23 protein-coding genes and 1 riboswitch are annotated in these 25,116 nt (G+C 51.4%); of the genes, 15 read left to right on the top strand and 8 right to left on the bottom strand.

What is annotated here, in order from left to right; genetic code table 11:
* Positions 1-27 precede the first annotated feature (27 nt).
* The gene (locus HA49_RS11955; RefSeq protein WP_038017663.1) at positions 28-651 is read right to left on the bottom strand and encodes a TIGR04211 family SH3 domain-containing protein; all 624 of its coding nucleotides are present in this window, start codon (positions 649-651) and stop codon (positions 28-30) included.
* A gap of 200 nt (positions 652-851) precedes the next feature.
* On the opposite strand from HA49_RS11955, the gene HA49_RS11960 reads away from it, so the two are divergent.
* The 3 genes from HA49_RS11960 to hldE all read left to right on the top strand — a co-directional run bounded on the left by HA49_RS11960 (position 852) and on the right by hldE (position 6,666).
* The gene (locus HA49_RS11960) at positions 852-2,168 is read left to right on the top strand and encodes a CYTH domain-containing protein (protein WP_038017666.1); all 1,317 of its coding nucleotides are present in this window, start codon (positions 852-854) and stop codon (positions 2,166-2,168) included.
* 44 nt (positions 2,169-2,212) lie between these two features.
* Positions 2,213-5,053 carry a bifunctional [glutamate--ammonia ligase]-adenylyl-L-tyrosine phosphorylase/[glutamate--ammonia-ligase] adenylyltransferase gene (glnE, locus tag HA49_RS11965; RefSeq protein ID WP_038017669.1) on the top strand — a complete coding sequence of 947 codons (2,841 nt, stop codon included), beginning with the start codon at positions 2,213-2,215 and terminating at the stop codon, positions 5,051-5,053.
* A gap of 182 nt (positions 5,054-5,235) precedes the next feature.
* Positions 5,236-6,666: a bifunctional D-glycero-beta-D-manno-heptose-7-phosphate kinase/D-glycero-beta-D-manno-heptose 1-phosphate adenylyltransferase HldE gene (hldE, locus tag HA49_RS11970; protein WP_038017672.1), complete on the top strand. Its 1,431-nt coding sequence runs from the start codon at positions 5,236-5,238 to the stop codon at positions 6,664-6,666.
* 52 nt (positions 6,667-6,718) lie between these two features.
* Here the strand turns inward: hldE and ubiK are convergent, their stop codons facing one another.
* Complete coding sequence (ubiK, locus tag HA49_RS11975) at positions 6,719-7,015, bottom strand: ubiquinone biosynthesis accessory factor UbiK (RefSeq protein WP_038017675.1); 297 nt, start codon at positions 7,013-7,015, stop codon at positions 6,719-6,721.
* Between the two features lie 182 nt (positions 7,016-7,197).
* Positions 7,198-7,346, top strand: a riboswitch (FMN riboswitch).
* Positions 7,347-7,452: 106 nt separating this feature from the next.
* Between ubiK and ribB the strand changes: the two genes are divergently transcribed.
* Positions 7,453-8,109 (top strand): 3,4-dihydroxy-2-butanone-4-phosphate synthase, encoded by a 657-nt coding sequence (gene ribB / locus HA49_RS11985; RefSeq protein WP_038017682.1) that lies wholly within the window; start codon positions 7,453-7,455, stop codon positions 8,107-8,109.
* 201 nt (positions 8,110-8,310) lie between these two features.
* Positions 8,311-9,096: a 4,5-DOPA-extradiol-dioxygenase gene (gene ygiD / locus HA49_RS11990; protein ID WP_038017685.1), complete on the top strand. Its 786-nt coding sequence runs from the start codon at positions 8,311-8,313 to the stop codon at positions 9,094-9,096.
* 47 nt (positions 9,097-9,143) lie between these two features.
* On the opposite strand, the gene HA49_RS11995 is transcribed toward ygiD, so the two are convergent.
* From HA49_RS11995 to tolC, 3 genes are all read right to left on the bottom strand, one after another.
* A complete protein-coding gene (locus tag HA49_RS11995) occupies positions 9,144-10,304 on the bottom strand; it encodes a glutathionylspermidine synthase family protein (protein ID WP_038017688.1) in 1,161 nt (386 codons plus the stop codon).
* Positions 10,305-10,312: 8 nt separating this feature from the next.
* Positions 10,313-10,972: a DUF1190 family protein gene (locus tag HA49_RS12000; RefSeq protein WP_038017692.1), complete on the bottom strand. Its 660-nt coding sequence runs from the start codon at positions 10,970-10,972 to the stop codon at positions 10,313-10,315.
* Positions 10,973-11,115: 143 nt separating this feature from the next.
* Positions 11,116-12,588 carry an outer membrane channel protein TolC gene (gene tolC / locus HA49_RS12005; protein WP_038017695.1) on the bottom strand — a complete coding sequence of 491 codons (1,473 nt, stop codon included), beginning with the start codon at positions 12,586-12,588 and terminating at the stop codon, positions 11,116-11,118.
* 221 nt (positions 12,589-12,809) lie between these two features.
* Between tolC and nudF the strand changes: the two genes are divergently transcribed.
* The 5 genes from nudF to parE are packed head-to-tail and all read left to right on the top strand — an operon-like array spanning position 12,810 to position 17,252.
* Positions 12,810-13,445 carry an ADP-ribose diphosphatase gene (gene nudF, locus HA49_RS12010; RefSeq protein WP_038017698.1) on the top strand — a complete coding sequence of 212 codons (636 nt, stop codon included), beginning with the start codon at positions 12,810-12,812 and terminating at the stop codon, positions 13,443-13,445.
* The gene (locus HA49_RS12015; protein WP_038017701.1) at positions 13,442-13,867 is read left to right on the top strand and encodes a DUF1249 family protein; all 426 of its coding nucleotides are present in this window, start codon (positions 13,442-13,444) and stop codon (positions 13,865-13,867) included. The genes nudF and HA49_RS12015 overlap by 4 nt, the downstream gene beginning before the upstream one ends.
* Positions 13,868-13,898: 31 nt before the next feature.
* Positions 13,899-14,726: a 3',5'-cyclic-AMP phosphodiesterase gene (gene cpdA / locus HA49_RS12020; RefSeq protein ID WP_038017704.1), complete on the top strand. Its 828-nt coding sequence runs from the start codon at positions 13,899-13,901 to the stop codon at positions 14,724-14,726.
* 3 nt (positions 14,727-14,729) lie between these two features.
* Entirely contained in the window at positions 14,730-15,311 is a 582-nt protein-coding gene (gene yqiA, locus HA49_RS12025) for an esterase YqiA (protein ID WP_038017707.1), read from the top strand.
* A 45-nt stretch (positions 15,312-15,356) separates the two neighbouring features.
* The gene (gene parE, locus HA49_RS12030) at positions 15,357-17,252 is read left to right on the top strand and encodes a DNA topoisomerase IV subunit B (RefSeq protein WP_038017710.1); all 1,896 of its coding nucleotides are present in this window, start codon (positions 15,357-15,359) and stop codon (positions 17,250-17,252) included.
* 86 nt (positions 17,253-17,338) lie between these two features.
* On the opposite strand, the gene HA49_RS12035 is transcribed toward parE, so the two are convergent.
* A complete protein-coding gene (locus HA49_RS12035) occupies positions 17,339-18,256 on the bottom strand; it encodes a DMT family transporter (protein WP_038017713.1) in 918 nt (305 codons plus the stop codon).
* A gap of 290 nt (positions 18,257-18,546) precedes the next feature.
* Between HA49_RS12035 and HA49_RS12040 the strand changes: the two genes are divergently transcribed.
* Both HA49_RS12040 and HA49_RS12045 read left to right on the top strand, forming a co-directional pair.
* Positions 18,547-20,850, top strand: coding sequence for a TonB-dependent siderophore receptor (locus HA49_RS12040; protein ID WP_038017715.1), 2,304 nt, complete (start codon positions 18,547-18,549; stop codon positions 20,848-20,850).
* Positions 20,851-21,070: 220 nt separating this feature from the next.
* Positions 21,071-21,886, top strand: a complete 816-nt coding sequence (locus HA49_RS12045) for an alpha/beta hydrolase (protein WP_425427735.1) — start codon at positions 21,071-21,073, stop codon at positions 21,884-21,886.
* Between the two features lie 32 nt (positions 21,887-21,918).
* On the opposite strand, the gene HA49_RS12050 is transcribed toward HA49_RS12045, so the two are convergent.
* A complete protein-coding gene (locus HA49_RS12050; protein ID WP_038017719.1) occupies positions 21,919-22,497 on the bottom strand; it encodes a helix-turn-helix domain-containing protein in 579 nt (192 codons plus the stop codon).
* Positions 22,498-22,559: 62 nt separating this feature from the next.
* Between HA49_RS12050 and HA49_RS12055 the strand changes: the two genes are divergently transcribed.
* The 3 genes from HA49_RS12055 (at position 22,560) to HA49_RS12065 (ending at position 24,425) form a co-directional block, all read left to right on the top strand.
* Complete coding sequence (locus HA49_RS12055) at positions 22,560-23,087, top strand: GNAT family N-acetyltransferase (RefSeq protein WP_046791806.1); 528 nt, start codon at positions 22,560-22,562, stop codon at positions 23,085-23,087.
* An 85-nt stretch (positions 23,088-23,172) separates the two neighbouring features.
* The gene (locus HA49_RS21460) at positions 23,173-23,346 is read left to right on the top strand and encodes a MoaF-related domain-containing protein (RefSeq protein WP_156994639.1); all 174 of its coding nucleotides are present in this window, start codon (positions 23,173-23,175) and stop codon (positions 23,344-23,346) included.
* A gap of 152 nt (positions 23,347-23,498) precedes the next feature.
* Positions 23,499-24,425, top strand: coding sequence for a LysR substrate-binding domain-containing protein (locus tag HA49_RS12065; RefSeq protein ID WP_038017722.1), 927 nt, complete (start codon positions 23,499-23,501; stop codon positions 24,423-24,425).
* On the opposite strand, the gene HA49_RS12070 is transcribed toward HA49_RS12065, so the two are convergent.
* Entirely contained in the window at positions 24,422-25,003 is a 582-nt protein-coding gene (locus tag HA49_RS12070) for an NAD(P)H-dependent oxidoreductase (RefSeq protein ID WP_038017725.1), read from the bottom strand. The genes HA49_RS12065 and HA49_RS12070 overlap by 4 nt on opposite strands.
* Positions 25,004-25,116: the final 113 nt, after the last annotated feature.

Here is a 25,116-nt window from a genome sequence, read left to right on the forward strand (position 1 = left end):
TGGTATTGTGCAGGAACCCGGAATCGGTCAGCGCATCCAGCGGTCATTACTTTTACGGCGTGGGATCATCCGTGGCAGTAACAGACCCAGCAACAGACCCAGGCCCATCACGCCACCACCATACATAAACCACTGCATGATAATCGCTCGTTGCTTGTCATCCAACTGAACATTCGCCGCCGCGACTTTTTTCTGCGCGACAATAAGAGAATTTTTCAGTGTCTGGTTTTCCTGTTTCAGGGCATCGATAGCACTGTCGCTGCCAGCCACTTTCTTCTGCATATCGGCAGTCCGCTGGTTCCAGCTGTTATCGATATTCGCCAGCTTATCTGTCAGTTGTTTCACCTGCTGTTGCAGTTGCGGCACCTGGGTACGCAGGCTGGGTGTGTCACTCAGTTGTGACAAAGGTATCCAGGTTGTGCGTCCTTCTGAATCACGAATTTGTGCGTATTTGCTGTCGGGATTAGTTTGCAATACTGTGACCTGATCGCCAGCGTTAACTTTGCCAACCAGGCGATATTGGTCGCCTGGTCCACTACGGACCCAGGTCGAAAGCTCATCAGAAATATAACGGGTAGTATCTGCGTGAACCGCAGGGGCTATAGTGCTGAAAGCGAGTAGAAAAATACCGGTGCGTGTAAGTTTATTCATTCGACGTCGTTTTTGCATATTATATGGGTAAATTTATTGCCACAGTCTGGAGAGGGGCCGGACGGATATAAATGAGAACTATCTTGTTCTCGGCGATGTTAAAGCCTAACAAATCAGAGACAGTGCGTCTTTAGTCGATTACTCTGGAAGCGGAGTAATTTACCGGTTTATTGATAGTAATTGTGACATTCAGAGATCCTATGACCATCGAAACAGAATTAAAGTTCATTGCCAGTTCACAGGCTGCTTCTCAACTGGCAGAACGGCTCAACCGCTGGCCACAGCAACACTCTGCGCCACAGACACTGGCCAACATCTACTTTGAGACACCGGATAACCAGTTACGCCGCTGGGATATGGGATTACGTATCCGTGGTATTAATCAGCAGTATGAAATGACGTTAAAGACCAGCGGTCAGACTATCGGTGGTTTGCATCAGCGTCCTGAGTTCAATGTCAGCCTGCAGAATGATGAGCTGGATATTCGTCTGCTACCGGAAAATGTCTGGCCTGAGGGCGCGGATATTCAGGAGCTGCAACAGCGTTTACAACCGCTATTCCGGACCGACTTTGTCCGGGAAAAGTGGCTGGTCAGTTATCAGGACAGCGAAATTGAGGTGGCTTTCGATCAGGGGGCCGTCATTGCCGGTGAGCTACAGTCACCACTGTTTGAAGTGGAACTGGAGCTAAAGCAGGGGTCGCGGCAGGCGCTGATGGCCTTTGCTTTTGATTTGATTGCTGACGGTGGCCTGCGACCGGGCAGCCTGAGTAAAGCAGCCAGAGGCTACCATCTCGCACAGGGCAATCCGCCGAAAAGTATCCGGCCGTTCCCGCGTTTACAGACAGAAAGGAAACTTAACTGCGAGCAGGGGCTGCTCACCATGTTGTCGGTGCTGCTAAGTGAATGGCAATACCATGAAGAGCTTTGGCTGGAAGGAAATGGTGATGCCGGTGCCCGGGTGGCTGAGATTCTGCTGGCCCTCCGTGAAGTGTTTACCCTGTTTGGTAGCATGCTGCCTCGTAAAGCCAGTGGCTCATTGCGTGAGTCTTTGCTGACGCTGGAACAGGAAATGACCCATATCCCTGCCAAAGAACTCTGTTTTTCTGCCCGCTGGAGTGAGACCCAGTTAGCGCTTACTCACTGGCTGACAGAGCAACCCTGGAAGTCAGTGCTGGAAGACAAACACCGTAAAAAATTGCAGGGTTCATTTAAACGGTTTTGCGATGTGATGCTGGGACGAGTATTTGCCGAACTGAAGGCGACCACTGCCGAATTTAATCAGCCGACCGAATATCAGGACAAAGCACAACGTATTCATAAACAACTGCTGGCCGTGTGTCTGTTATGTGGAGCTTACCCGCTGGCGGCGGTGGATAGCTGGCTGGAACCCTGGTGGCTGGTTCTTCAGCAAATTCACCAGGGACGTTATCAGGACTTGCCCTGGACGATTCGTTCTCTGCACCGTCAGGCGCCGTTCTGGATTAACGGTAGTGAAGTACGTCATACCGGCGAATAAGTCAGGCAGGACCGCCTTCCCATTGGATGTCACAGGATAAGTCTATGTTGCCGTTACCTTTGTTAATGAAAGAACACACCCAAAAAGTGGCAGAACTACTCGAACTGCCTGTGGCATCCCTGAGCGGGCCGGAATCTGCAGCCCTGGCTTTCAGCGATTTTATCGCCGAAAACCTGCAACAACATCCCGAATGGCGCACTAAATTACAGCAGCATCCCCCGCAGGCTAATGAGTGGCAACACTATGCCGTCTGGCTTAAACAGTGGCTGGAGGACGCGGACAGTGAAGCCGGGATGATGAAGGCGCTACGTCTTTTTCGGCGCTATATGATGGTGCGGATTGGCTGGATGCAATGTTTATCGCTCGCAGAGACCGAACAGAGCCTGCTACAGCTCAGTGAGCTGGCGGAGGTATTAATCATCGCCACAAGGGACTGGTGTTATCACCAGTGCTGCCTTGACTGGGGAATGCCCTGTAATGCTGACGGGGTGGAACAGCCGCTCTATATCCTGGGAATGGGCAAGCTTGGCGGACGTGAACTGAATTTTTCCTCAGATATTGATTTGATTTTTGCCTGGCCGGAGAACGGAGTTACCCGTGGCGGAAGACGTGAGCTGGACAACACTCAGTTTTTTACCCGTATGGGGCAACGACTGATCAAAATGCTGGACCAGCAAACTATTGATGGTTTTGTTTACCGGGTCGATATGCGGCTACGGCCGTTTGGTGACAGCGGGCCGCTGGTCATGAGCTACGCAGCACTAGAGGATTACTACCAGGAGCAGGGACGAGACTGGGAACGCTATGCAATGGTCAAGGCCCGTATCATGGGGCCCGCGGATAACCAGGGCTACCAGGAACTTCAGCAAATGTTACGGCCGTTTATCTACCGCCGTTATATCGATTTTAGCGTTATTCAGTCGTTGCGGACCATGAAGAGCATGATAGCCCGCGAGGTCAGGCGCCGTGGGCTTTCCGATAACATAAAACTGGGGGCCGGCGGGATTCGCGAATGCGAGTTTATCGTACAGGTATTCCAGTTAATCCGTGGCGGACGTGAGCGTTCACTTCAACAGCGCTCCTGGCTGGCGGCGCTGGAAGCGATATCCGGACTGGGGTTATTACCTCCGTTGCAGGTCAGTCAGTTACGGGATGCCTGGCGCTGGTTGCGTCGCCTGGAAAACCTGTTGCAAAGTATCAATGATGAGCAGACGCAGACCCTGCCGTCAGGTGCTCTGGATCGTGAACGTCTGGCCTGGGCGATGGGTGAAAACGACTGGACGGGTCTGAGTAGCCGGCTGTCAGAGCACATGGAACGGGTGCGAACGATTTTTAATGATTTGATTGGCGAAGATGTGCCTGAAGCGGCAGAACAGTCGGAACTTAGTGATTACAGTGAACTGTGGCTCGGCGATTATCAGGCCGGGGAGTTAGCACCGCTGACTCCTGAGCTGAATGATCAACAGCGCCAGCGCCTGCTCAGAGTATTGCAGGATTTTCGCAACGATGTAGCCCGGCGGACTATCGGCCCCCGCGGTCGTCTGGCGTTAGATCAACTGATGCCACGGCTGCTTTCCGGACTGTGTGGCAATTCGCAGGCTGATGAGACACTGCACCGGTTAATCCCGTTGCTGACGGGAGTATTGACCCGGAGTACTTATCTGGAATTACTGACCGAATATCCTGCCGCGTTATCTCACCTGATACGTCTGTGTGCGGCTTCACCTATGGTGGCCGACCAACTGGCCCGTCATCCGTTGCTGCTTGACGAGTTACTTGACCCTGCAACGCTGTATCAGCCAACCGCCACCGATGCTTATCGTGATGAACTGCGTCAGTATCTGATGCGTATTCCGGTGGATGATGAAGAGCAACAACTGGAAGCATTGCGTCAGTTTAAACTGACACAACAGTTGCGAATTGCCGCTGCCGATCTCGCCAGAACACTGCCGGTCATGAAAGTGAGTGATCACCTTACCTGGCTGGCTGAGGCCATTCTGGAAACCGTGGTACAGCAGGCCTGGAATATGATGGTGGCGCGTTATGGCAGGCCTTCACATCTCGGTGATCAACAGCAACGCGGCTTTGCTGTCGTCGGGTACGGTAAACTGGGCGGGCTTGAGCTGGGCTACAGTTCCGATCTGGATCTGGTTTTTTTGCATGACAGCCCGGACACTTCGTATACCGACGGAGAGCGCAGTATTGATAGTCGTCAGTTCTATCTGAGGCTGGCTCAGCGAGTGATGCATTTATTCAGCACCCGAACTGCGTCCGGTATTTTATACGAGGTCGATGCCAGGCTCCGTCCATCCGGAGCAGCCGGTATGCTGGTCAGCACCTGTGATGCTTTTCGTCAGTATCAACTGGAAGAAGCCTGGACCTGGGAACATCAGGCACTGGTGCGGGCCCGGGTGGTTTTTGGCGAGTCGTCGCTGGCAAACCGCTTTAACGATATCCGGCGCGAAGTATTGACCCGGGCGAGAGATCCACAGCAGCTGCAAAACGAAGTGCGTGAAATGCGTGAAAAAATGCGCCAGCACCTCGGCAATAAGCATAAGGGGCGCTGGGATATTAAAGCCGATAGCGGAGGGATTACCGATATTGAGTTTATTGCCCAGTATCTGGTTCTGCGTTATGCCGCCGGACAACCTGCGCTGACCCGCTGGCCGGACAACGTGCGGATTTTTGAAGCCATGGCCGGGGGAGGGATTATGCCGGAACCGGAAGCGTCGGAACTTACCACGACTTATGTCACCTTGCGGGATACCCTGCACCATCTGGCATTGCAGTCGTTACCCGGACATGTGGACCCGCAAATCTTTGAACAGCAGCGTCAGATTGTCAGTCAGAGCTGGCAGCACTGGCTGGAGCAACCTGCGGAGTAGAACCCGGAATCTGTTTGAATAATGGCAACTTTTTACGCTTGTTGTTGCCTTAAGTGAGATTTATTCTGCCGGCTGTATTGCATGGCCGGCCAGATTGTTTGCAGATAACCACTCCTGTCGAGTGTTTATGTTATTATCGGCAAAATTTTTTAGTCTGGTTTACACGCTCTGGAGTCGCTGGAATGAAAGTAACGCTGCCTGATTTTGGCCGTGCGGGTGTATTGGTAATTGGTGACGTTATGTTAGATCGTTACTGGTATGGGCCGACACAACGAATATCTCCTGAAGCCCCTGTGCCTGTGGTTAAAGTCGAAACTATCGAAGAACGTCCCGGTGGGGCTGCCAACGTGGCTATGAATATTGCCGCGCTGGGCACTGCGTCACGTCTGATCGGGTTGACCGGGGCCGATGAGGCCGCGCAAACCTTATCCCGTACCCTCGAAAATGTGAATGTTGGCTGCGATTTTGTCAAAGTCAGTACACATCCGACGATCACTAAATTACGAATTCTTTCAAGAAATCAGCAGCTTATTCGCCTTGATTTTGAAGAGGGATTCGACAATATCGATCCCGAACCCATTAATCAGCAGATGCGATCCACCGTCGGCAGTGTTGGCGCGGTAGTATTGTCTGATTATGCAAAAGGCGCACTGTCAGATGTACAGACACTGATTGGTATTGCACGTGATGCCGGGGTTCCGGTACTGATTGACCCGAAAGGCACCGATTTTGAGCGTTATCGCGGCGCCACACTGTTGACCCCTAATCTGTCTGAGTTTGAAGCCGTCGCCGGTAAATGCCGGGATGTTGACGATATTGTACAACGTGGCATGGCGCTGCTGAGCGACTATGAGCTGTCGGCACTGCTGGTGACCCGCTCAGAAAATGGTATGACACTGCTTCAGCCGGGTAAAGAGCCGGTGCATTTACCGACCCTGGCTCAGGAAGTTTATGATGTGACAGGGGCGGGAGATACAGTGATCGGCGTGCTGGCTGCCGCACTGGCGGCGGGTTGTTCACTGGAAGATGCCTGCTTCCTGGCCAATGCGGGAGCGGGTGTAGTGGTGGGTAAACTGGGCACATCGACTGTCAGCCCGGTCGAACTGGAAAATGCGATTCATGCCCGGCCAGACAGTGGTTTTGGGGTGATGGACGAACAGCAACTGAAAGCGGCTGTCGAACAGGCCCGCGCCCGTGGTGAGAAGGTGGTGATGACTAACGGCGTGTTTGATATTTTGCATGCCGGACATGTCTCTTACCTGGCAAATGCCCGTCAGTTGGGTGACCGGCTGATTGTTGCGGTCAACAGTGATGCTTCCACCCGCCGTCTGAAGGGGGACAGCCGTCCGGTCAACCCGTTGATCAACCGGATGATTGTACTGGGGGCTCTGGAAGCGGTGGACTGGGTGGTATCGTTTGAAGAGGATACGCCACAACGCCTGATCAGCGAAATTTTGCCGGATTTGCTGGTGAAAGGGGGAGATTATAAGCCTGAAGAGGTGGCCGGAGGCCAGGAAGTGGTGGCAAATGGCGGCGAGGTCCGGATTCTGAATTTCGAAGATGGAATTTCTACCACCAATATCATCAAAACCATCAGGAGCCGTTCATCCTGATAAGGACAGGCACTGCGGAAGTTGAGACTCCCGCAGTGCAGTCAGTCATAGCTTACGCTTCGCTATCGGTGGGTGCTGGCGGCTTAGCGATTGGCGTGCTCGCCGGGGCGGCCGCGGCCTCCAGTGCGTTAAGGCGTTGTTCCAGTGCCGCCAGTTTTTCCCGGGTCCGCAGTAAGACCTGAGTCTGAACATCAAATTCTTCGCGATTGACCAAATCCATACGACCCAGTTGCGCCTGGAGTACCTGACGAATTTTTTTCTCGACATCATCGCCTAAGTTACGGATCCCCTGTGGCATAGCATCCTGTACCTGACGGGCGAGCTGTTCAATTTTTTTAGTATCAATCATGACCGGTTCCTGTAGTTGTCGCCCGAAAGCGAATGAGGCGCTGTCGGTGGCGCCCCCTGGATAACTTAAGTGTAATGCCTCTGTCGGAAACGGGAAACCTATTAATTAAACCGCAGGATCTGTTAATAACTTTTAGTCGCCAGGTGATTGCCGTTTTTAACATTTGGGGATATAGTGATTTTGCTTATTCTCAGGGCGGGGCGAAATTCCCCACCGGCGGTAAATCAGTTTTCACTGAAAGCCCGCGAGCGCTTCAGCCCCTGGCTGAAGGTCAGCAGATCCGGTGTAATTCCGGGGCCGACGGTTAGAGTCCGGATGGGAGAGGGTAACGATACATTAGTGAGCCTGACCGGTTCTTACCGTTATTTTTTGTCTTACTGACATTCCTCCTAAGCTGCCCTGGTTCTGGTAACATTTATCAAATAAGGGTTTTTACCATGAATCAGACTCTTCTTTCTGAATTTGGCACGCCTGAACAGCGTGTAGAACGTGCTTTTGCGGCACTCCGCGAAAATCGCGGTGTGATGGTGCTTGATGACGAAAATCGCGAAAACGAAGCGGATATGATTTTCGCGGCAGAAACCATGACTGTTGAACAGATGGCTCTGACCATTCGTCATGGCAGTGGTATCGTTTGCCTGTGCATGACCGAACAGCGTCGCCGCCAGCTCGATTTGCCCATGATGGTTGATAACAACACCAGCCCTTACGGTACTGGTTTTACTGTGACCATTGAAGCTGCTCAGGGCGTAACCACGGGTGTGTCTGCTAAAGACCGTATCACGACCGTGCGTGCCGCAGTAGCTGATGATGCCCAACCTTCTGATCTGAACCGTCCTGGCCATGTGTTCCCGTTACGTGCTCGCGAAGGTGGCGTCCTGACCCGTGGTGGACATACTGAAGCGACGATTGATCTGGTCCGTCTGGCCGGATTTAAAGCGATGGGTGTACTGTGCGAACTGACCAATGATGATGGTTCAATGGCCCGTGCACCGGAAGCCATTGTGTTTGCTAAACAGCACAACATGCCGGTAGTCACTATTGAGGATTTGATTGCCTGGCGTCAACAGCACGATAATCGCCAGGCCGTCTGAATACCGGGCGCTCTGTACTCAGTTTTCTGAAAGCTGGCAAATTCTGCCAGCTTTTTTTATGCCTGCCAGCCTGTCACCTCACCTGCTTTCTGCGTGTCATTCAAAATCTCTGAATATGATCATCATTATCCACCGGGTGTGTTCCCTGTAAAAAAGAGTATTTTGTCATACATGAGCAATTTGAGTTTGCGGAGAAATATGATGACGGGTTCACGTATGCCGGTTCTGTTTTTAGGGCACGGCAGCCCAATGAATGTGCTGGAAGATAATCGTTATACACAATGCTGGCAGGCGCTGGGGCAACAGTTACCCCGGCCAAAAGCCATTCTGGCGATTTCTGCCCACTGGTATACCCGTGGCACAGCAGTGACGGCGATGGAAACCCCCCGGACTATCCATGACTTTGGGGGATTCCCGCAGGCGTTATTTGACACAATGTATAATGCGCCGGGATCTCCGGAACTGGCGGAGCAGGTCGCGGGATTGTTGTCGCCGGTACCCGTGATTATGGACCACGACTGGGGCCTGGACCATGGTTTCTGGGGCGTGTTAATCAAAATGTATCCGGACGCGTCGATTCCGGTCGTTCAGCTAAGTATTGATGGTACTCAACCGGCTGAATACCATTATGAGCTGGGACAGAAACTGGCGGCATTGCGCTCACAGGGTGTGATGATTGTGGCCAGTGGCAATGTGGTACATAACCTGCGCAAAGCTCGCTGGGGAGGCGGCGATGAAGCTTACCCCTGGGCCGAATCTTTTAATGATTATGTGCGGGAAAATCTACAGTGGCAGGGCAATCCGGCGCAACATCCGTTAGTGAATTTTATGCAGCATGACGGTGCCGCCTTATCGAATCCTTCGGTTGAGCACTACCTGCCCCTGCTGTATGTGCTGGGCGCAGCGACACCGGAAGATAAAATTTCAGTACCGGTTGACGGCATTGAAATGGGGTCGTTAAGTATGTTGTCAGTGCTGGTGGAATAACCGCCCGCATTACAGGGGACAAAAAGCGTTGTCCCCTGTAAAGAGGCTTAGCTGGTAAAGAAATGTGGATAAAAGCGTGACAGATCCTGAGTAATCAGCTGCTTATCTTCACGCAGGCCAATACCTGCGGGCTCATCATCAATCAGCCAGCTTCCGATGACAGTGTGGTTATCACCAAACACCGGTAACGGATGATATTGCTGGATGATCGATCCTTCTTCACCATAGGGGCCATCGGCACCGGCAATTTCGCGCCCTTGTTCGATGATCCTGATATTGGCACCTTCGCGGGAAAACAGAGGTTTCACCACATATTTTTCCGGAAGCGGCGGATTATCTTCACAGAACCATGCGGGCAGCAGATTAGGGTGCCCCGGAAACATCTCCCAAAGTAGCGGCAGAATAGCTTTGTTCGAGATAATACTTTTCCAGGCCGGTTCCAGCCAGCGCACCCCGGCATCAGCCAGTTTCATGGAAAAAGATTCACGGAACATAAACTCCCAGGGATAGAGTTTGAACAGATTACTGATCACCTGATCCTGCATATCGGTGAACTGACCTTTTTCGCCAAGCCCGATATCGTCGATATACAAAAATTCATTCGGGAGTCCTGCTTCTGTTGCACAATCCTGTAAATACTGGATGGTTGCGCGATCTTCACTGGTATCCCGGCAGCAGCTCAGATGCAGGTAATTGATACCGGATTGCTGATGCAGCTGCGCAAACCGTTCGATGAGCTTTTCCTGCAAACTGTTAAACTGATCACTGCCCGCGGGCAACACCCCTGCCGCAGACTGATCTTCCAGCCAGATCCACTGGAAAAATGCCGCTTCATACAATGAAGTCGGGGTATCGGCATTATTTTCCAGCAGTTTAGCATCGCCGCTGCCACTCCAGGCCAGATCGAGTCGGGAATAGAGCGATGGCTGGCGGCTATGCCATGATTCGGTCACGAATTCCCGTACATGCTTAGGAATGCGGAATTTATCCAGCAGTTGATCACTGCCGACCACTCTCTCAACCGCCTGCAGACACATCTGATGCAGTTCTGCCGTGACATTTTCCAGATATTCAATCTGGGACAGGCTAAACTGATAACAGGCTTCTTCACTCCAGTAGGGTTCGCCATACATGGTGTGAAAATTAAAACCATACTCTTCGGCTTTACGGCGCCAGTCCGGCCGTTCTGCAATGCTGACTCGTTGCATAATCTGGATTAGCCCCCGAATGAACGGGAAGTACTGCGACCTGCCGGAGCGGCACTCTGCCGTTGCATGGTATTCTGTCGCGCCACAGACTCACCAAATCCGCCACGGGTAATGGTTGTCGTGGTTGCGGGTTTGGGTGCCATAGCGCTTTTCGGCACGGTGGCAGTACGGCCGGCCGCTGCCGGACCATAGGATTTGCCGGCAGCATCGACAAACTGGCCATTCGCCGGACTCGCCGGATTACGCGGGGTAAACAGTGGCTGCGCCATGCCTCCCCCCATCATTCTGCCCATCATGTAACCTGCCATCAGTGGCATCCAGAAACTGCCACTTTGCTGTGGTTCGGCGGCGGTAGATGCCTGAGCCGGCGCCTGCTGGCACTGGTTTTCACCGAAGTCGGCCACACAGTCTTCACGGCTGGCATATTTAGGTGCCGTCCGGGCGGCTTCTTTGACCGCATTGTTATAGGCCACGCTGCATTGAGCCTCCTGGCCCGGGTTGGCCGAACTGCATTGATCGGCGTTCATGTACATTGTGACTTTTTCATCTTTTTGTTCGCAGCCACTGAGCAGTACAACTGCCGAAATGGCAACTGCAACCGGCGTCAGATGGCGCGCCTGCCAGCTTTTACGAAAAGCAGCATGCCGGATATTTTTTGTCCGTTTCATTTTATTTTTCCATAGCCCAAAGGTCAGGAATAAGGATAGGGGAAGGCCGGTTAAAAATGAAGCGGCAGGGCCGGTGAGACGGGGATCTTTACGTTGCTATACATAGATTTGCCGGGGAGCTGGGTTCCCCGGCAAATTCAGAACTATTGGCGGAAAGGATTTCCGCTGTGGCGGGTAGACCGGGTTTGGCGTGCTGCCGCAGGGGTGGCTTTTGCCGGGGTATCAGTCCCATCGGCATAAGCTTCCTGTTGCGGGTTTTCCGGGGCAACCACATCCGGTGATGTCGGTACTGGTTTACCTAACTGTGAATTTAATACCGCCAGATCCTGTTCATTCAGGGTACCCAGCGCATATTTAATATTCAGCTGATTAATCATATAGCTGTAGCGCGCATCGGAAAGTTGCTGCTTGGCATTATACAAGGTGGTGGTGGCATCCAGTACATCAACAATCGTACGGGTACCTACCTGATAACCGGCTTCCATCGCATCCAGTGAGCTTTGCGCAGAAACCACCGCCTGTTTATAAGCGTTAATACTGCTTATAGAAGCATTAACGTTGTTAAACGAAGAACGTACGGTCTGAATCGCTGAACGATGTGCGGCTTCCAGTTTTTCGCTGGCTCCGGCAAAATTATACTCAGCCTGTTTGACCTGCGAGGTGACTGCGCCGCCGCTATACAGCGGTATGGACAGGCTCAGGCCAATCTGATTGTTGCCGGTAATATTGTTATCCGTAGAGCTGGTAGTATTGGCATACTTACCACCATATCGGGTATTGGACAGGCCGGTCGAAGCGGTCAGACCCAGCGTTGGCATGTGTCCGGCTTCCGCAGATTTAATCTCCTCACGGGCTAAATCCTGGGTCAGACGGGCAGATAACAAGGTCAGGTTGTGATTATCCGCTTGTTTAAGCAGCGCATTAATGGTTTCAGGACGCTGAGTTCTGAATACACCCACATTCAGTGAGGCCAGTGCGTTATAATCATTTCCTGTCACCTGACGCAATGCTTCCATCATATTGTCGAGATTATTACGGGCGGTGACTTCATTGGCCAGAACCGCATCATATTGTGCGCGGGCGTTTTGCACATCCGTAATCGCCACCAGGCCAACATTAAACCGTTGGGTCGTCTGGTCGAGTTCACGGTAAATAGATTGCTTTTGTGCTTCAGTATATGAAAGTGTATCAATGGCATTCAGCACATTAAAATAGGCTGTTGCTGTGTTCAGTATCAGATCCTGTTGGGCAACCTGATAGGTCACATCCTGAATTCCTGCTGTTTTTTCCTGAAGTGTTAACGCGCGCCATTTCGACATATCAAAAATAGTCTGGGTTAACTGCAGTGATGCACTGACTGCATTTGAGTGCAGACCGCTGCCATCACGGTACCCGCTCTTGAAAGCGTAATCGCCGCCCAAACCTAACTGAGGTAATAACGGGCTGCGTGATTCATTGATTTTCTCAAACGCGGCATCACGATCGGCAGCAGCACTGCGCAGGTCCGGGTTAGTTGCCCTGGCCTGTTGGTAAACCTGAAGTAAATCTTCGGCCTGGCTAAGCTGAGAAAAGCCGGCAAGACTCAGGCTAATAAGAACGGGGAGCAATTTTTTCATTTGCATTCCTTGTATTGCAGCGAAATTGCATAAATGGTGCTGTCGGGAGCCAAAAAATAATCAGCGATTCTAGCAGAGTAAGATGGCATCTTAAGTTGGCTGAACGTGCCTTCTGCTCCGGATCATGCGAAATAAAGGACTGAATCCCCCGCAATGGGGTGTAACAATTACAGTATATAACTTTACATCAGCTTGTCAGTAAAGGTTCTCAGGAGTCAACGATGCAAAAATTATCACCTTCTCCGGTTATTTTCGGCCGTAGTGATGTCGAAATTATTACCAGAGACCCGGTTTATAACGGTTTCTTCTCTTTAGTGAAATACCGCTTTCGTCATCGACTGTATGGCGGGGGAATGAGTGGGGTAGTGACGCGAGAAGTCCTGGAACGTGGTAATGCTGTCGTATTAATGCTGTATGATGTATACCGCGATCAACTGGTTCTGACAGAACAAATCCGTATTCCTGCCTATGACAATTCAGCAACCCCCTGGTTACTGGAGATGGTGGCGGGTATGAAAGAACCCGGGGAGTCCGATGAAGATGTTGCCCGTCGCGAAGCACAGGAAGAAGCCGGATTGACCGTTGGCCGGATTAAACCTGTGCTAAATTATCTTTCAAGCCCCGGAGGAACCAGTGAACGAATTTCGATAATGGTCGGAGAAGTGGATGCCAGCCAGGCAACGGGATATCACGGGCTGGAGGAAGAGAATGAGGATATTCTGGTGCGGGTGGTGAGCCGGGGACAGGCTTATCAATGGGTAGAAGAGGGGATTATAGATAACGCAGCCTCAGTTATTGCTTTGCAATGGCTGGAACTGCACTACAAAAGACTGAAACAAGAGTGGACAACCACATGAGACAACGTTACACCCCGGATTTTCCTGAGATGATGCGCCTTAACGAGACAAATTACGCTCAGTTGCGTCGTCTGTTACCGCGTGATGAACAGGAAGGTGCCACAGTTACCTATCAGATTAATGGTGCCAGATACCGTCTGGCCATTGAAGAATCAACGCGTTACACAACCAGAGTCAATATCAGCCAGATAGCCCCGGCGGTAAGTTACTGGAGTCTGCCGGCGATGTCTGTCAGACTTTATCATGATGCTATGGTTGCGGAAGTGTGTTCGACTCAACAGATCTACCGTTTTAAAGCACGTTATGATTACCCGAATAAAAAATTGCATCAGCGTGATGAAAAACATCAGATAAACCAGTTTCTTGCCGAATGGCTACGTTATTGCCTGATTTACGGCGCAATGGCTGAGGCCGTATATTAAAGAATAATGGTGTACTCACTAAGGATTTGCCTTGGATAATGTGTTAGTCCCCGGGATTGCTGACGATTTGCAGATCAAAGTGCTGCAAATCACCGACACGCATTTGTTTAAGGGAAAAAATGAAACTCTGCTGGGGGTCAATACCTGGGCGGGTTATCAGGCCGTGCTGGATGAGGTGATCGCTTCGCAACAGCATTACGATCTGATTATTGCCACCGGCGATCTGTCGCAGGACCATTCTGTGGAGGCGTACCAGCATTTTGCAGAGGGTATCCAACGCCTGCCCGCGCCTTGTGTATGGCTGCCCGGAAACCACGATTTTCAGCCGGCAATGTACGATACTCTGGCCAAAGCCGGTATCAGCCAGTCTAAACATGTGTTGCTCGGCAATCGCTGGCAGATGCTGTTGCTGGACAGCCAGGTGTATGGCGTTCCTCATGGTATGCTGAGTGAGTTTCAACTGGAATGGCTGGAAACTGCGCTGGCGGCTTACCCCAACAGAGATACCGTGATTCTGTTACACCATCATCCTGTGGCATCAGGTTGCAGTTGGCTGGATCAGCACAGCTTACGTAATTCTCATCAGTTGGATATGATTCTGCAAAAATATCCCCGGGCTGCAACCCTGCTTTGCGGCCATATTCATCAGGAAATGGACGAGATTTGGCAAGGCCGCCGGGTGCTGGCAACGCCTTCAACCTGTGTGCAGTTCAAACCCCATTGTTCAGGATTCACTATCGACTCTGTCGCTCCGGGTTGGCGCTGGCTGAAACTGGGAGCCGATGGTCAGTTGGCGACGCAGGTGTGTCGTCTGAATACCCGTGAATTTCTGCCAGATATGGAATCGGAAGGATATTAACTAATGTCCACCTTGCTCTATTTGCATGGTTTTAACAGCTCTCCCCGTTCAGCAAAAGCCACCCTGTTACAACAATGGATTCAGCAGCACCATCCGGAAATTACTCTGCTGATCCCGCAGTTGCCTGCCTATCCGGATGAAGCGGCATTGCTGCTGGAGGAACTGGTGATGCAACATGCCGGGCGTCCGTTGGGTATTGTCGGATCTTCGCTGGGGGGGTTTTATGCGACCTGGTTGTCACAATGTTTTATGCTGCCGGCGGTGGTGATTAACCCGGCGACCCGGCCTTTTGAACTACTGGAAGATTTTCTCGGCGACAACCGGAACCCATACACCGGGCAAGATTATGTGTTAGAGTCTCGCCATATCTATGATCTGAAGGTGATGCATATTGATCCCCTTGAGGCTCCGGACCTGCTCTGGCTGTTATTGCAGACCGGAGATGAAGTCCTCGATTATCGCGTCGCACTGGAGTATTACTCCGCCTGCCGGCAGACCATCGAGGAAGGGGGAGATCATGCCTTCCAGGGCATTGATCGCTATTTTGCGCAGCTTATTGATTTCCTGGGGATAGCCAGCGAATAACTTCGCATCCGGCTAACAAAATTCAGAACTAACGAAAAGAGAACGATGACTCAATCAAGTTATAACGCGGATGCTATTGAGGTACTGACCGGGCTGGAGCCCGTTCGTCGGCGCCCCGGCATGTATACGGATACCACGCGTCCTAACCACCTTGGGCAGGAAGTCATCGATAACAGTATCGATGAAGCACTGGCCGGACACGCCAAACGTGTGGAAGTAATCCTGCATGCTGATCAGTCACTGGAAGTGATTGATGACGGACGAGGAATGCCGGTGGATATTCACCCCGAAGAAGGTGTACCGGCGATTGAATTAATTTTTTGCCGGTTGCATGCCGGGGGTAAGTTCTCTAACAAAAACTATCAGTTCTCCGGTGGCCTGCATGGCGTAGGGATCTCGGTAGTGAACGCGTTATCGACCCGTGTTGAAGTAGCGGTGCGTCGTAACGGCGAAGTGTATGAAATGGCGTTTGAAAACGGCGAGAAAGTCGAAGACCTGCGGGTTACCGGCACCGTCGGACGCCGTAACAGCGGAACCCGTGTGCATTTCTGGCCCGATGCGTCGTTCTTTGACAGTCCGCGTTTTTCAGTCTCACGTCTGACTCATCTGTTGAAAGCCAAAGCCGTGCTCTGCCCGGGCGTGGAGATTATTTTCCACGATAAAGCGAACAATACTGAGCAACGTTGGTGTTACCAGGACGGGCTGACAGATTATCTGAAAGAAGCGGTGGATGGCCTGCCGACATTACCCGAACAACCCTTTGTCGGCAGTTTTTCCGGCGATACCGAAGCGGTTGACTGGGCCTTACTCTGGCTGCCGGAAGGGGGTGAATTACTGACAGAAAGCTATGTTAACCTGATACCAACGATGCAGGGCGGAACTCATGTTAACGGGTTGCGTCAGGGACTGCTGGATGCGATGCGCAATTTCTGCGAATACCGGAATATTTTGCCGCGCGGAGTCAAACTCTCGGCAGAAGATATCTGGGATCGTTGTGCCTATGTGTTGTCGGTAAAAATGCAGGATCCGCAGTTTGCCGGACAGACCAAAGAGCGTCTCTCGTCCCGGCAGACGGCAGCCTTTGTATCCGGAGTGGTGAAAGATGCCTTTAGCCTGTGGCTGAACCAGAATGTCCAGCTGGCAGAACAACTGGCAGAAATGGCTATTGCCAGCGCTCAGCGGCGGATGCGGGCGGCGAAAAAGGTTGTACGCAAGAAAATTACCAGTGGTCCGGCACTGCCCGGCAAACTCGCCGATTGTACCGCGCAGGATTTGAATAAAACTGAACTGTTCCTGGTAGAGGGTGATTCCGCAGGAGGCTCAGCGAAACAGGCCCGCGACCGGGAGTATCAGGCCATTATGCCGTTGAAAGGCAAGATACTGAATACCTGGGAAGTCTCTTCGGATGAAGTGCTGGCTTCGCAGGAAGTTCATGATATTTCTGTAGCCATCGGCATCGATCCGGACAGCGAAGATCTCAGCCTGCTACGCTACGGTAAGATTTGTATCCTGGCCGATGCCGACTCTGACGGGCTGCATATTGCCACCTTACTGTGCGCGCTGTTCGTTCGTCATTTCCGTTCGCTGGTAAAAGGGGGGCATGTCTATGTTGCCATGCCGCCTTTGTACCGTATCGATCTTGGCAAAGAAGTCTACTATGCGCTGGATGAAGACGAGAAAGCCGGGGTTCTGGAACAACTGAAACGTAAACGCGGTAAGGTCAACGTTCAGCGCTTTAAAGGCCTGGGTGAGATGAATCCGCTGCAGTTACGTGAAACCACTCTTGATCCTAATACCCGTCGCCTGGTTCAACTGACCGTTGATGACGATGATGTGGATGAAACACTAAAAGTGATGGATATGTTGCTGGCGAAAAAACGCTCAGAAGACCGGCGTAACTGGTTGCAGGAGCGCGGTGATAAAGTTGACATTGAAGTCTAGTGGCTGACGGCAGGCTAAGCGCCTGCCGGTAATTTCCTTTCGGCCTTACCACTGTAAAATCAACATTTCCCTGTGATATGAAGGAGTTAAAGCTCAGTTAAGGTGGTTTTTGCCCGCTGTTTGTCCGGAGCTAAGGTAATAAATATTACCGACAGAATAATCAGCAGCGATCCTGTCCAGTCAGCCACACCAAAAGATACTCCCAGTATTAATACTGACAGTATGGTACTGCTCAGAGGTTCAGCACAGCTCAGGATGCTGGCATTCTGGCTGCCGGTCAGAAAGGCACCTCTCAGAAACAGACTGAAAGTTAAGGCGGTTCCTACCAGCACCAGATATCCCAGCGCCAGCCAGCCAGTGGTATCCAGCTGCCCAAGGTGAAGTCCCGGCAGGCAAAACGGAATCAGACAGCCTCCGGCAATCAGCATACTGATTCCGACCACCGGTAAGGTACCGAACTGGCGGATCAGTTTTGACGAGTAAGATGAGTTAAATGCCGCTGCGCCGGCAGAAATTAATCCCCAGATGAGTCCCCATACCGGAAGTTGCAACGAGGACAGGTCACCGTGAGTCGCCATTAATACCGTACCTGCCAGCGAAGTCAGTACAGCGATAAAAGTCATCAGCCCAGGTAAGGTTCGCTTGCTGAACATGGTATACAACACCAGCACCACCGGGGCCAGAAACTGTAATACCGTCGCCGTTGCCGCATTGGTTTTCTGAATAGTGATCAGAAAAGAGAGCTGGACCAGCAGGGTACCAAAGACACTGAAAATCAGCAGTCGTTTGAAAGAAGTAGCTTCGCGGAACATGGCCAGCGGATGATTGCCTTGTAATATTCCAAGCAAGGTCAGCAGCAGACCGGCAGCCAGCAGGCGGAGCATTGTCATTCCACCGGCACTAAAATGATATGATTCAAAAAGATACTGGGCACAGACCCCTGAGCTTCCCCACAACGTAGCGGCGAGTAAAACCAGATAGATACCCTGTCGGGATGTATTCATTGCAACCTTAAATTCTTCGGACACTTGTCGCTAAAATTATGGGCCATTCTATTTGTAATAACTTATGTATTCCAATAAAAAAAATGACAAAATTATCGGAGTTTATTGAACATTTATTAATGAAAAATGACTCAATAGCCCCGTAGTCACGGAGAGTCTTACCTTTACCTCAGGCAGGATGAAGGGCTTTACGATTTTCTTACGTTGGTATTTCAGAGTGTTATTGAAATTAAGAATAGTTATCATTACTATTTCTGTTCAATAATAATACACAGCAATAATACTCTTCTATGGCAAATAACTCATTGAAATACTCGCTGCTGGCATCGCTGGTAGCAGGCAGTTTTCTTATCCCTGTGTCTGAAGCAGCCGTTACTTCGGATCAGAATTCCACACAAAACACCGCCGCAGCAGTGACAAAACCGGCCTCTCCTGAAACCAAAAACGTATCCGCTCCTGAGGCGAAGAAAGAGGATAGATCCACCATAGTAGTGACCGGCCGGGTACAGACCTTACAGGCGCCGGGGGTCTCGATCATCGATCAGGAAGCCATCAAAAAACATCCCATTCAGCGCGATGTATCTGAAATTATCCGTACCATGCCTGGCGTTAACCTGACGGGCAACTCTACCAGTGGTCAGCGCGGTAACAACCGACAGATTGATATCCGGGGTATGGGACCGGAAAATACGCTGATCCTTATCGACGGTATGCCGGTCAGCAGCAAGAACTCCGTGCGTTATGGCTGGCGTGGCGAACGTGATACCCGCGGCGACAGCAACTGGGTGCCTCCGGAGATGATCGATCATATCGAGGTCATTCGCGGACCTGCTGCAGCTATGTATGGAAATGGAGCTATGGGTGGGGTAGTGAATATTGTCACTAAACCGACCGGTAAAACCTGGCATGGTAGCTTTAACAGTTATTACAACGTACCGGAACACAAACAGGAAGGGGCGACTAAACGTGAAAACTTCGACCTGAGTGGCGGGCTGACCGATAACCTGACGATGCGTCTGTACGGTAACTGGAGTAAGACCCAGGCCGATGGTCAGAATATTAACGACGGCCATTCCGCAGAACGTACCGGGAAATATGCAGGCCAGGTTCCGGCGGGCCGTGAAGGGGTCATCAACAAAAATATCAACGGTGTGCTGCGCTGGGAATTCGCTCCGATGCAGGCACTGGAGTTAGATGCAGGCTACAGCCGTCAGGGGAATCTGTATGCAGGAGATACCCAGAATACTAACAGTTCAACTCTGACCAAAGCTTACTACGGGAAGGAAACCAACATTATTTATCGCCAGACTCTGGCGCTGAAATATACCGGTGCCTGGGATAATGGTGTCACCACCAATAACTACATCCAGTTCGAGAAAACCCGTAATACCCGCCTGAAAGAAGGTTTATCCGGCGGCCTGGAAGGGCTGTTTTCAACCACCGATGAAGGTTTCGCCACCATTAATCTGAATGACACTAATGTCCACTCGGATATTAACATTCCGATCAATGGCTGGGTGCAGCAAAACCTGACCTTTGGCGCTGAATTTAACCATCAGGCGATGAAGGATCCGACGTCGAATTCCTATACCGCGACGTCAGAAATTGACGGAGTCTCTGAAACCAACCGAAGTGAATACAGCTCGGCAAACATCTGGGGTATTTATACCGAAGATAATATCGACCTGACCGATTCAACCCGTCTGACGCCAGGAGTGCGTTTTAACCATCAGTCTTATACCGGCAGTAATATCAGTCCGTCTCTGAATTTGTCTCAGGATCTGGGTGATGACTTCACTCTGAAGATGGGGATTGCGCGGGCATGGAAAGCGCCCAATCTTTACCAGACCAACCCGAACTACCTGCTGTACAGCAATGGCAACGGTTGTTATGACACAGGGTCAACCTGCTACCTGCAGGGCAATAAAAACCTGAAGGCTGAAACCAGCATCAATAAAGAAATTGGGATTGAATACCATCACAATGGTGTTCAGGCTGGTCTGACCTGGTACCGCAACGATTACCGTAACAAAATCCAGGCCGGTACCAGCTCTGCGTACTACAACGGCACTTCTAATATTTATCAGTGGACCAACGTACCTAAGTCACTGGTGGAGGGACTCGAAGGTACTCTTAACTTCCCGATCAGTGATAGCGTGACGATGAATAACAACTTCACCTATATCATTGCGAATGAGAATAAATCTACCGGTGATTACCTGTCGATTATTCCTAAATTTACCATCAACTCGACTCTGGACTGGCAGGCGACCAATGATTTAGCCGTTCAGGGCACCATGACCTGGTATGGCAGACAAAAACCGCAAAAATATAATACTCAGGGAGTCGCTACTTCCGGCACAGAAACCTGGCAGGTGAATCCTTATGCGGTGTTTGGATTTAGCGCAGTCTACAGTGTGAATAAAAATGTGGATGTGACTGCAGGTATCGATAACCTGCTGGATAAACGTCACTACCGTGAGGGTAATGCCCTAACTTCAGGAGCCAGTGGAACTTACGCCTATGGAGCCGGTGCCCGCACCTATAACGAATCAGGACGTACTTACTACATGGAGTTGGGAATGCACTTCTGATAATCAGTGCAATAGGGCGGCGATCCGTCGCCCTGATTTCCGCTGATTGTCTGACAGTGTTAACCCGATACCGCCAGTTTTTGCCGGCGGTATGACGATTGGAGAGATGTTGATGAATGCTTCTGACTGCAGACTGACTGGCTACAAAACTCTGATATCGCTGATCTGTATTAGCGGGTGGTTGGTCGGCACCTGCACTGTGGCAAATGCCAGACCCAATATGGCCCCACTGGGACCTAACATTGCTGACAAAGGTTCGGCAGTCTACCACTTCAGGATGAACAGTTTCGATTCGGCAGATGGACAGCGACATTACAGGGTGTGGACTGCAATTCCTGATAAAACACCACCGGTGAAAGGGTATCCGGTGCTGTATATGCTGGACGGTAACTCAGTGATGGATAAGCTCTCTGAACCGCTGCTGGAAAAGCTGTCGCAACATAACCCGCCTGTGATTGTGGCGGTCGGTTATCAGACCGACCTGCCGTTCGATCTTAACGCCCGGACCTACGACTATACCCCTGCGGCGTCCGGGGGCGGAACATCCCTGCAACAGAGGAGCCGTGGCAGACCTACCGGCGGGAGTCAGGTGTTCCGTAAATTGCTGGAAGAGACTATCGCACCGCAGGCAGAAAAAGGTCTGCCGCTGAATACCGCACAACGTGGGGTCTGGGGACACTCATTTGCCGGGCTATGGGTGTTGGACTCGTATGTTAATTCGGATTTCTTTCATCAGTATTATTCCGCCAGTCCATCGCTGGGGCAGATGGACTTTAGCCTGCTGACACAGATGACGTCACTTCCGGCTGAACAGCTGCGGGATAAACAACTGTTTCTGATGGAAGGTGATGGCGATCCGCAACGGAAAAATGCGGCACCAGGGAATGATGTATTGGGTGCGGTCAGCAGAACCGTGACTCAGCTGCATAACAAAGGCGCTGCGGCCAGTTATCTGCTTTTTCCCGGGCTGAGCCACGGTCAGATGTTCCCTGCTTCTCTGGAGCAAGCACTGCTGCGGGTGTCACAGCAGCAGTAACTATGGGCGGCAGGACTTCTGCCAGCCTCTGATTACTGTGCTTTCAGGACTACCACGGCGTAGCGGCATAACTGATCACTGGCGTTAGTAAAAACACAATCCACAGGATCACCTAATTCCAGGCAGTCGCCGCGGTCCAGTGTAAATTGATGATTGCCTTCGCTAAACACCAGTTCACCTTCCAGTACCCAGATCAGTTGTCTGCGTGACATGTATGAGATGGCGGGCATTGGCACCGAAACGCCGGCGGGTAATTCGACACTAACCAGATCGACGGGGATCGCGCCGGGGGAGACATGGCGGCGGATATAACCGGATTCGGGATCCTGCCAGACCGGCTGCTGATCATGGCGTAACAGAGTTCCGGCAGTGACTTCTGACAGAGCAATCAGCTGTGACATGGAAAGACCAAATGCACCGGCCAGTCTCGCCAGAAGTGTGGCGGTTGGGCTACTTTCTCCCCGTTCAATTTTGTGGATCATTGCCCGCGACACTCCCGAATGATCCGCCAGGGTGGTCAGTGACCAGCCACGATTTTCCCGCTCGCTTTTTACCTTCAGGCCGATGCGTATATTTATATCGTCTTCTTTACTGGACATTTCGTCTATCATGGTGGATATTCACTATATTAAATTATTGTCCATTTTAGTAAACTGAGCGGAGAGTGTCCACCATGAAAATACGCCACGCCAATGTTGAGGATTGTGAAGCGATTGCCGGTATCTATAACCATGCTGTTGTTCATTCAGCGGCTATCTGGACCGATCACACTGTAGACGGTGAAGAGCGCAAGTCATGGATGGTTCAGCGGCAACAGGCAGGTTATCCGGTGATTGTGATTACAGATGAGCAGGATAAGGTCGCCGGTTATGCCAGCTATGGAGAGTGGAGTGCGAAAGAAGGTTACCGCTTTACCGTTGAACATTCGGTCTATGTCCGGCATGACTTTCGGGGCAACGGGGCGGGGCGGTTGCTGATGAATGAACTTATTTCGCTGGCGGTCGCACAGGGATTACATGTGATGGTGGCTGCTATCGAATCCGGGAATCTGGCGTCGATTGCATTGCATCAGTCACTCGGGTTTACCGGTGAAGTCAGAATTCCGGAAGTCGGCACTAAGTTTGGTCGGTGGCTGGATCTGACCTTCCTTTATCTGCCTCTTGAACCTCTGCGGGCGACTTCAGCATCGGGTGATTCATAAACTCACGGGCAAAAAACTGGAGAAAGGCACGTAATCTGAGCCCGGCATTATGTTTCTCAGGCCAGACAATATTCACGGGACGGTCATGGATGTGCCTTTTCAGTGGCGTGCCCTCGCTGACGGCAGTTTTCTGATCAGCTGGCAGGAATCGGATAATAATACCGTGGTGCATTGTGATAACTTCGACACTGGCCGCTCCTACGTTTACTACACGACAATGGGTGGCGATTTTTATATTATGGAAGGGCAAATCGTCTGATACGGGACAGCAGGTCGTCCTCCCCCCTGGGCAGGTATTTTGTGCGGGTTCTCTGGTAGCCACCGCCCTGACGGTGGCAAACTGCAATCTTTGAATGTTTACAGGACCATCCATTCGTTCAACGTGGATGGCGGGGACCACTGAACTCACCAATGAAAGTCACACTGGAAGATATGCGAATCTGGGTCGCGGTCGCAGACAGCGGCTCAATCACTGCTGCTGCCACACAACTGGCAATGACGGTCTCTTCTGTCAGCCGCTCACTGAGCCGTCTGGAGATTAAGCTGGATACCACACTGATGCTGCGGACCACCCGGCGGATGGCATTGACTTCGGAAGGTGAGCTGTTTCTTCAGCGGGCCAGACAAATTCTGGCCTCTGTGGCATCGGCAGAAGATGAACTGGCCGTGCGTCGTGAAACACCCTCCGGACGGTTACGAATTAATACCGCCCCCTCATTTATGCAGCATGTGATCGTGCCACTATTGGGGGGATTTATCAGCCGTTATCCGCAGATAGACCCTGAACTGACAACGGATGATCTGCCGATTGATCTGTTGGAACAACAAACGGATATCGCGATTCGCATGGGCGCATTGCAGGATTCCCGCATTAACGCGCGTATCCTTGGCTACAGCCCGTTGCGCTTGTTTGCCAGTCCGGATTATTTGCGTCGTTATGGTATACCGGAGCAGACAGAGCAACTGGCAGACCATCGTACTTTGGGATTTACTCAGCCTGTGGTGCATAACCACTGGCCAGTGTTTAATCATCGTCAGGAATTCATTCAGATTACCCCGACGTTGCGTGCATCGAGTGGCGAAACGCTATTGCAGCTGGCGATTGCCGGTCAGGGGATCGCAAGATTGTCAGATTTTGCATCGAAAGTGGCGGTGAGAGAGGGGCGGTTGGTACCGATTCTGGAGCAGGAAATACAGAGTATGTTATTACCGGTTCATGCACTGTACTACCGTAACACCGCATTGGCGGTCCGAATCCGCTGTTTTCTGGATTATCTGCAACAGGCCGTGATTGAACACGACCTGTTGCTGCCACCCTCGGCGACGACAAAAAATTAACCGAAAACCTGCTGTAAATGCTGACGGTAATTTTCCAGGTACAACGGAACCTGGGGATTTTTGATCACATCATTACAGATAAAGGTTGGCAGACCACTCATTCCCAGGAACTGGAACGCTTTATGACTGTGCAGGTAAACACCATCTACACCCACACCCTCGAAGAATTGCTGAGGATCAGTAAATGCCTGTAATGGTGCGTTCCAGGTCAGTGACAGCATGTAGGTTTTGCCCTGCAGCAGTCCGCCGGAACCATATTTCTTTTCACTGTCGGCACGGGTACGTCCGTCACTGGCGTATAAACGCCCGTGGCCATAGGTAAAGACTTCATCGATATATTTTTTTACCGTCCAGGGCTCACCCATCCACCAACCTGGCATTTGCAGGATAACGGTGTCATGACTGGCAAATTTCTCAATTTCTGCTTCAATGTCGTATCCCTGGTCGATGCGGGTGACTGACACTTCATGTCCCAGACGGCTCAGTTCGCTGGCACCTTCGTCGCTGAGTGTATGGTTCAGGCGTCCGGCGGAATGGCCGAATGTGGTGCCCCCGTCAATAATCAGGATCTTACTCATTGTCTGTTCCTCTTGAAAAGTATGCGCCTATTGTTAACCGCAACGTTGCAGAAAAAAATAGCCTGTTCTGCATAATACCTTTGCAGCCAGCGCAATAATCAGGGAATGTAATC

This window comes from Tatumella morbirosei (assembly GCF_000757425.2).
GTDB classification, from domain to species: domain Bacteria; phylum Pseudomonadota; class Gammaproteobacteria; order Enterobacterales; family Enterobacteriaceae; genus Tatumella; species Tatumella morbirosei.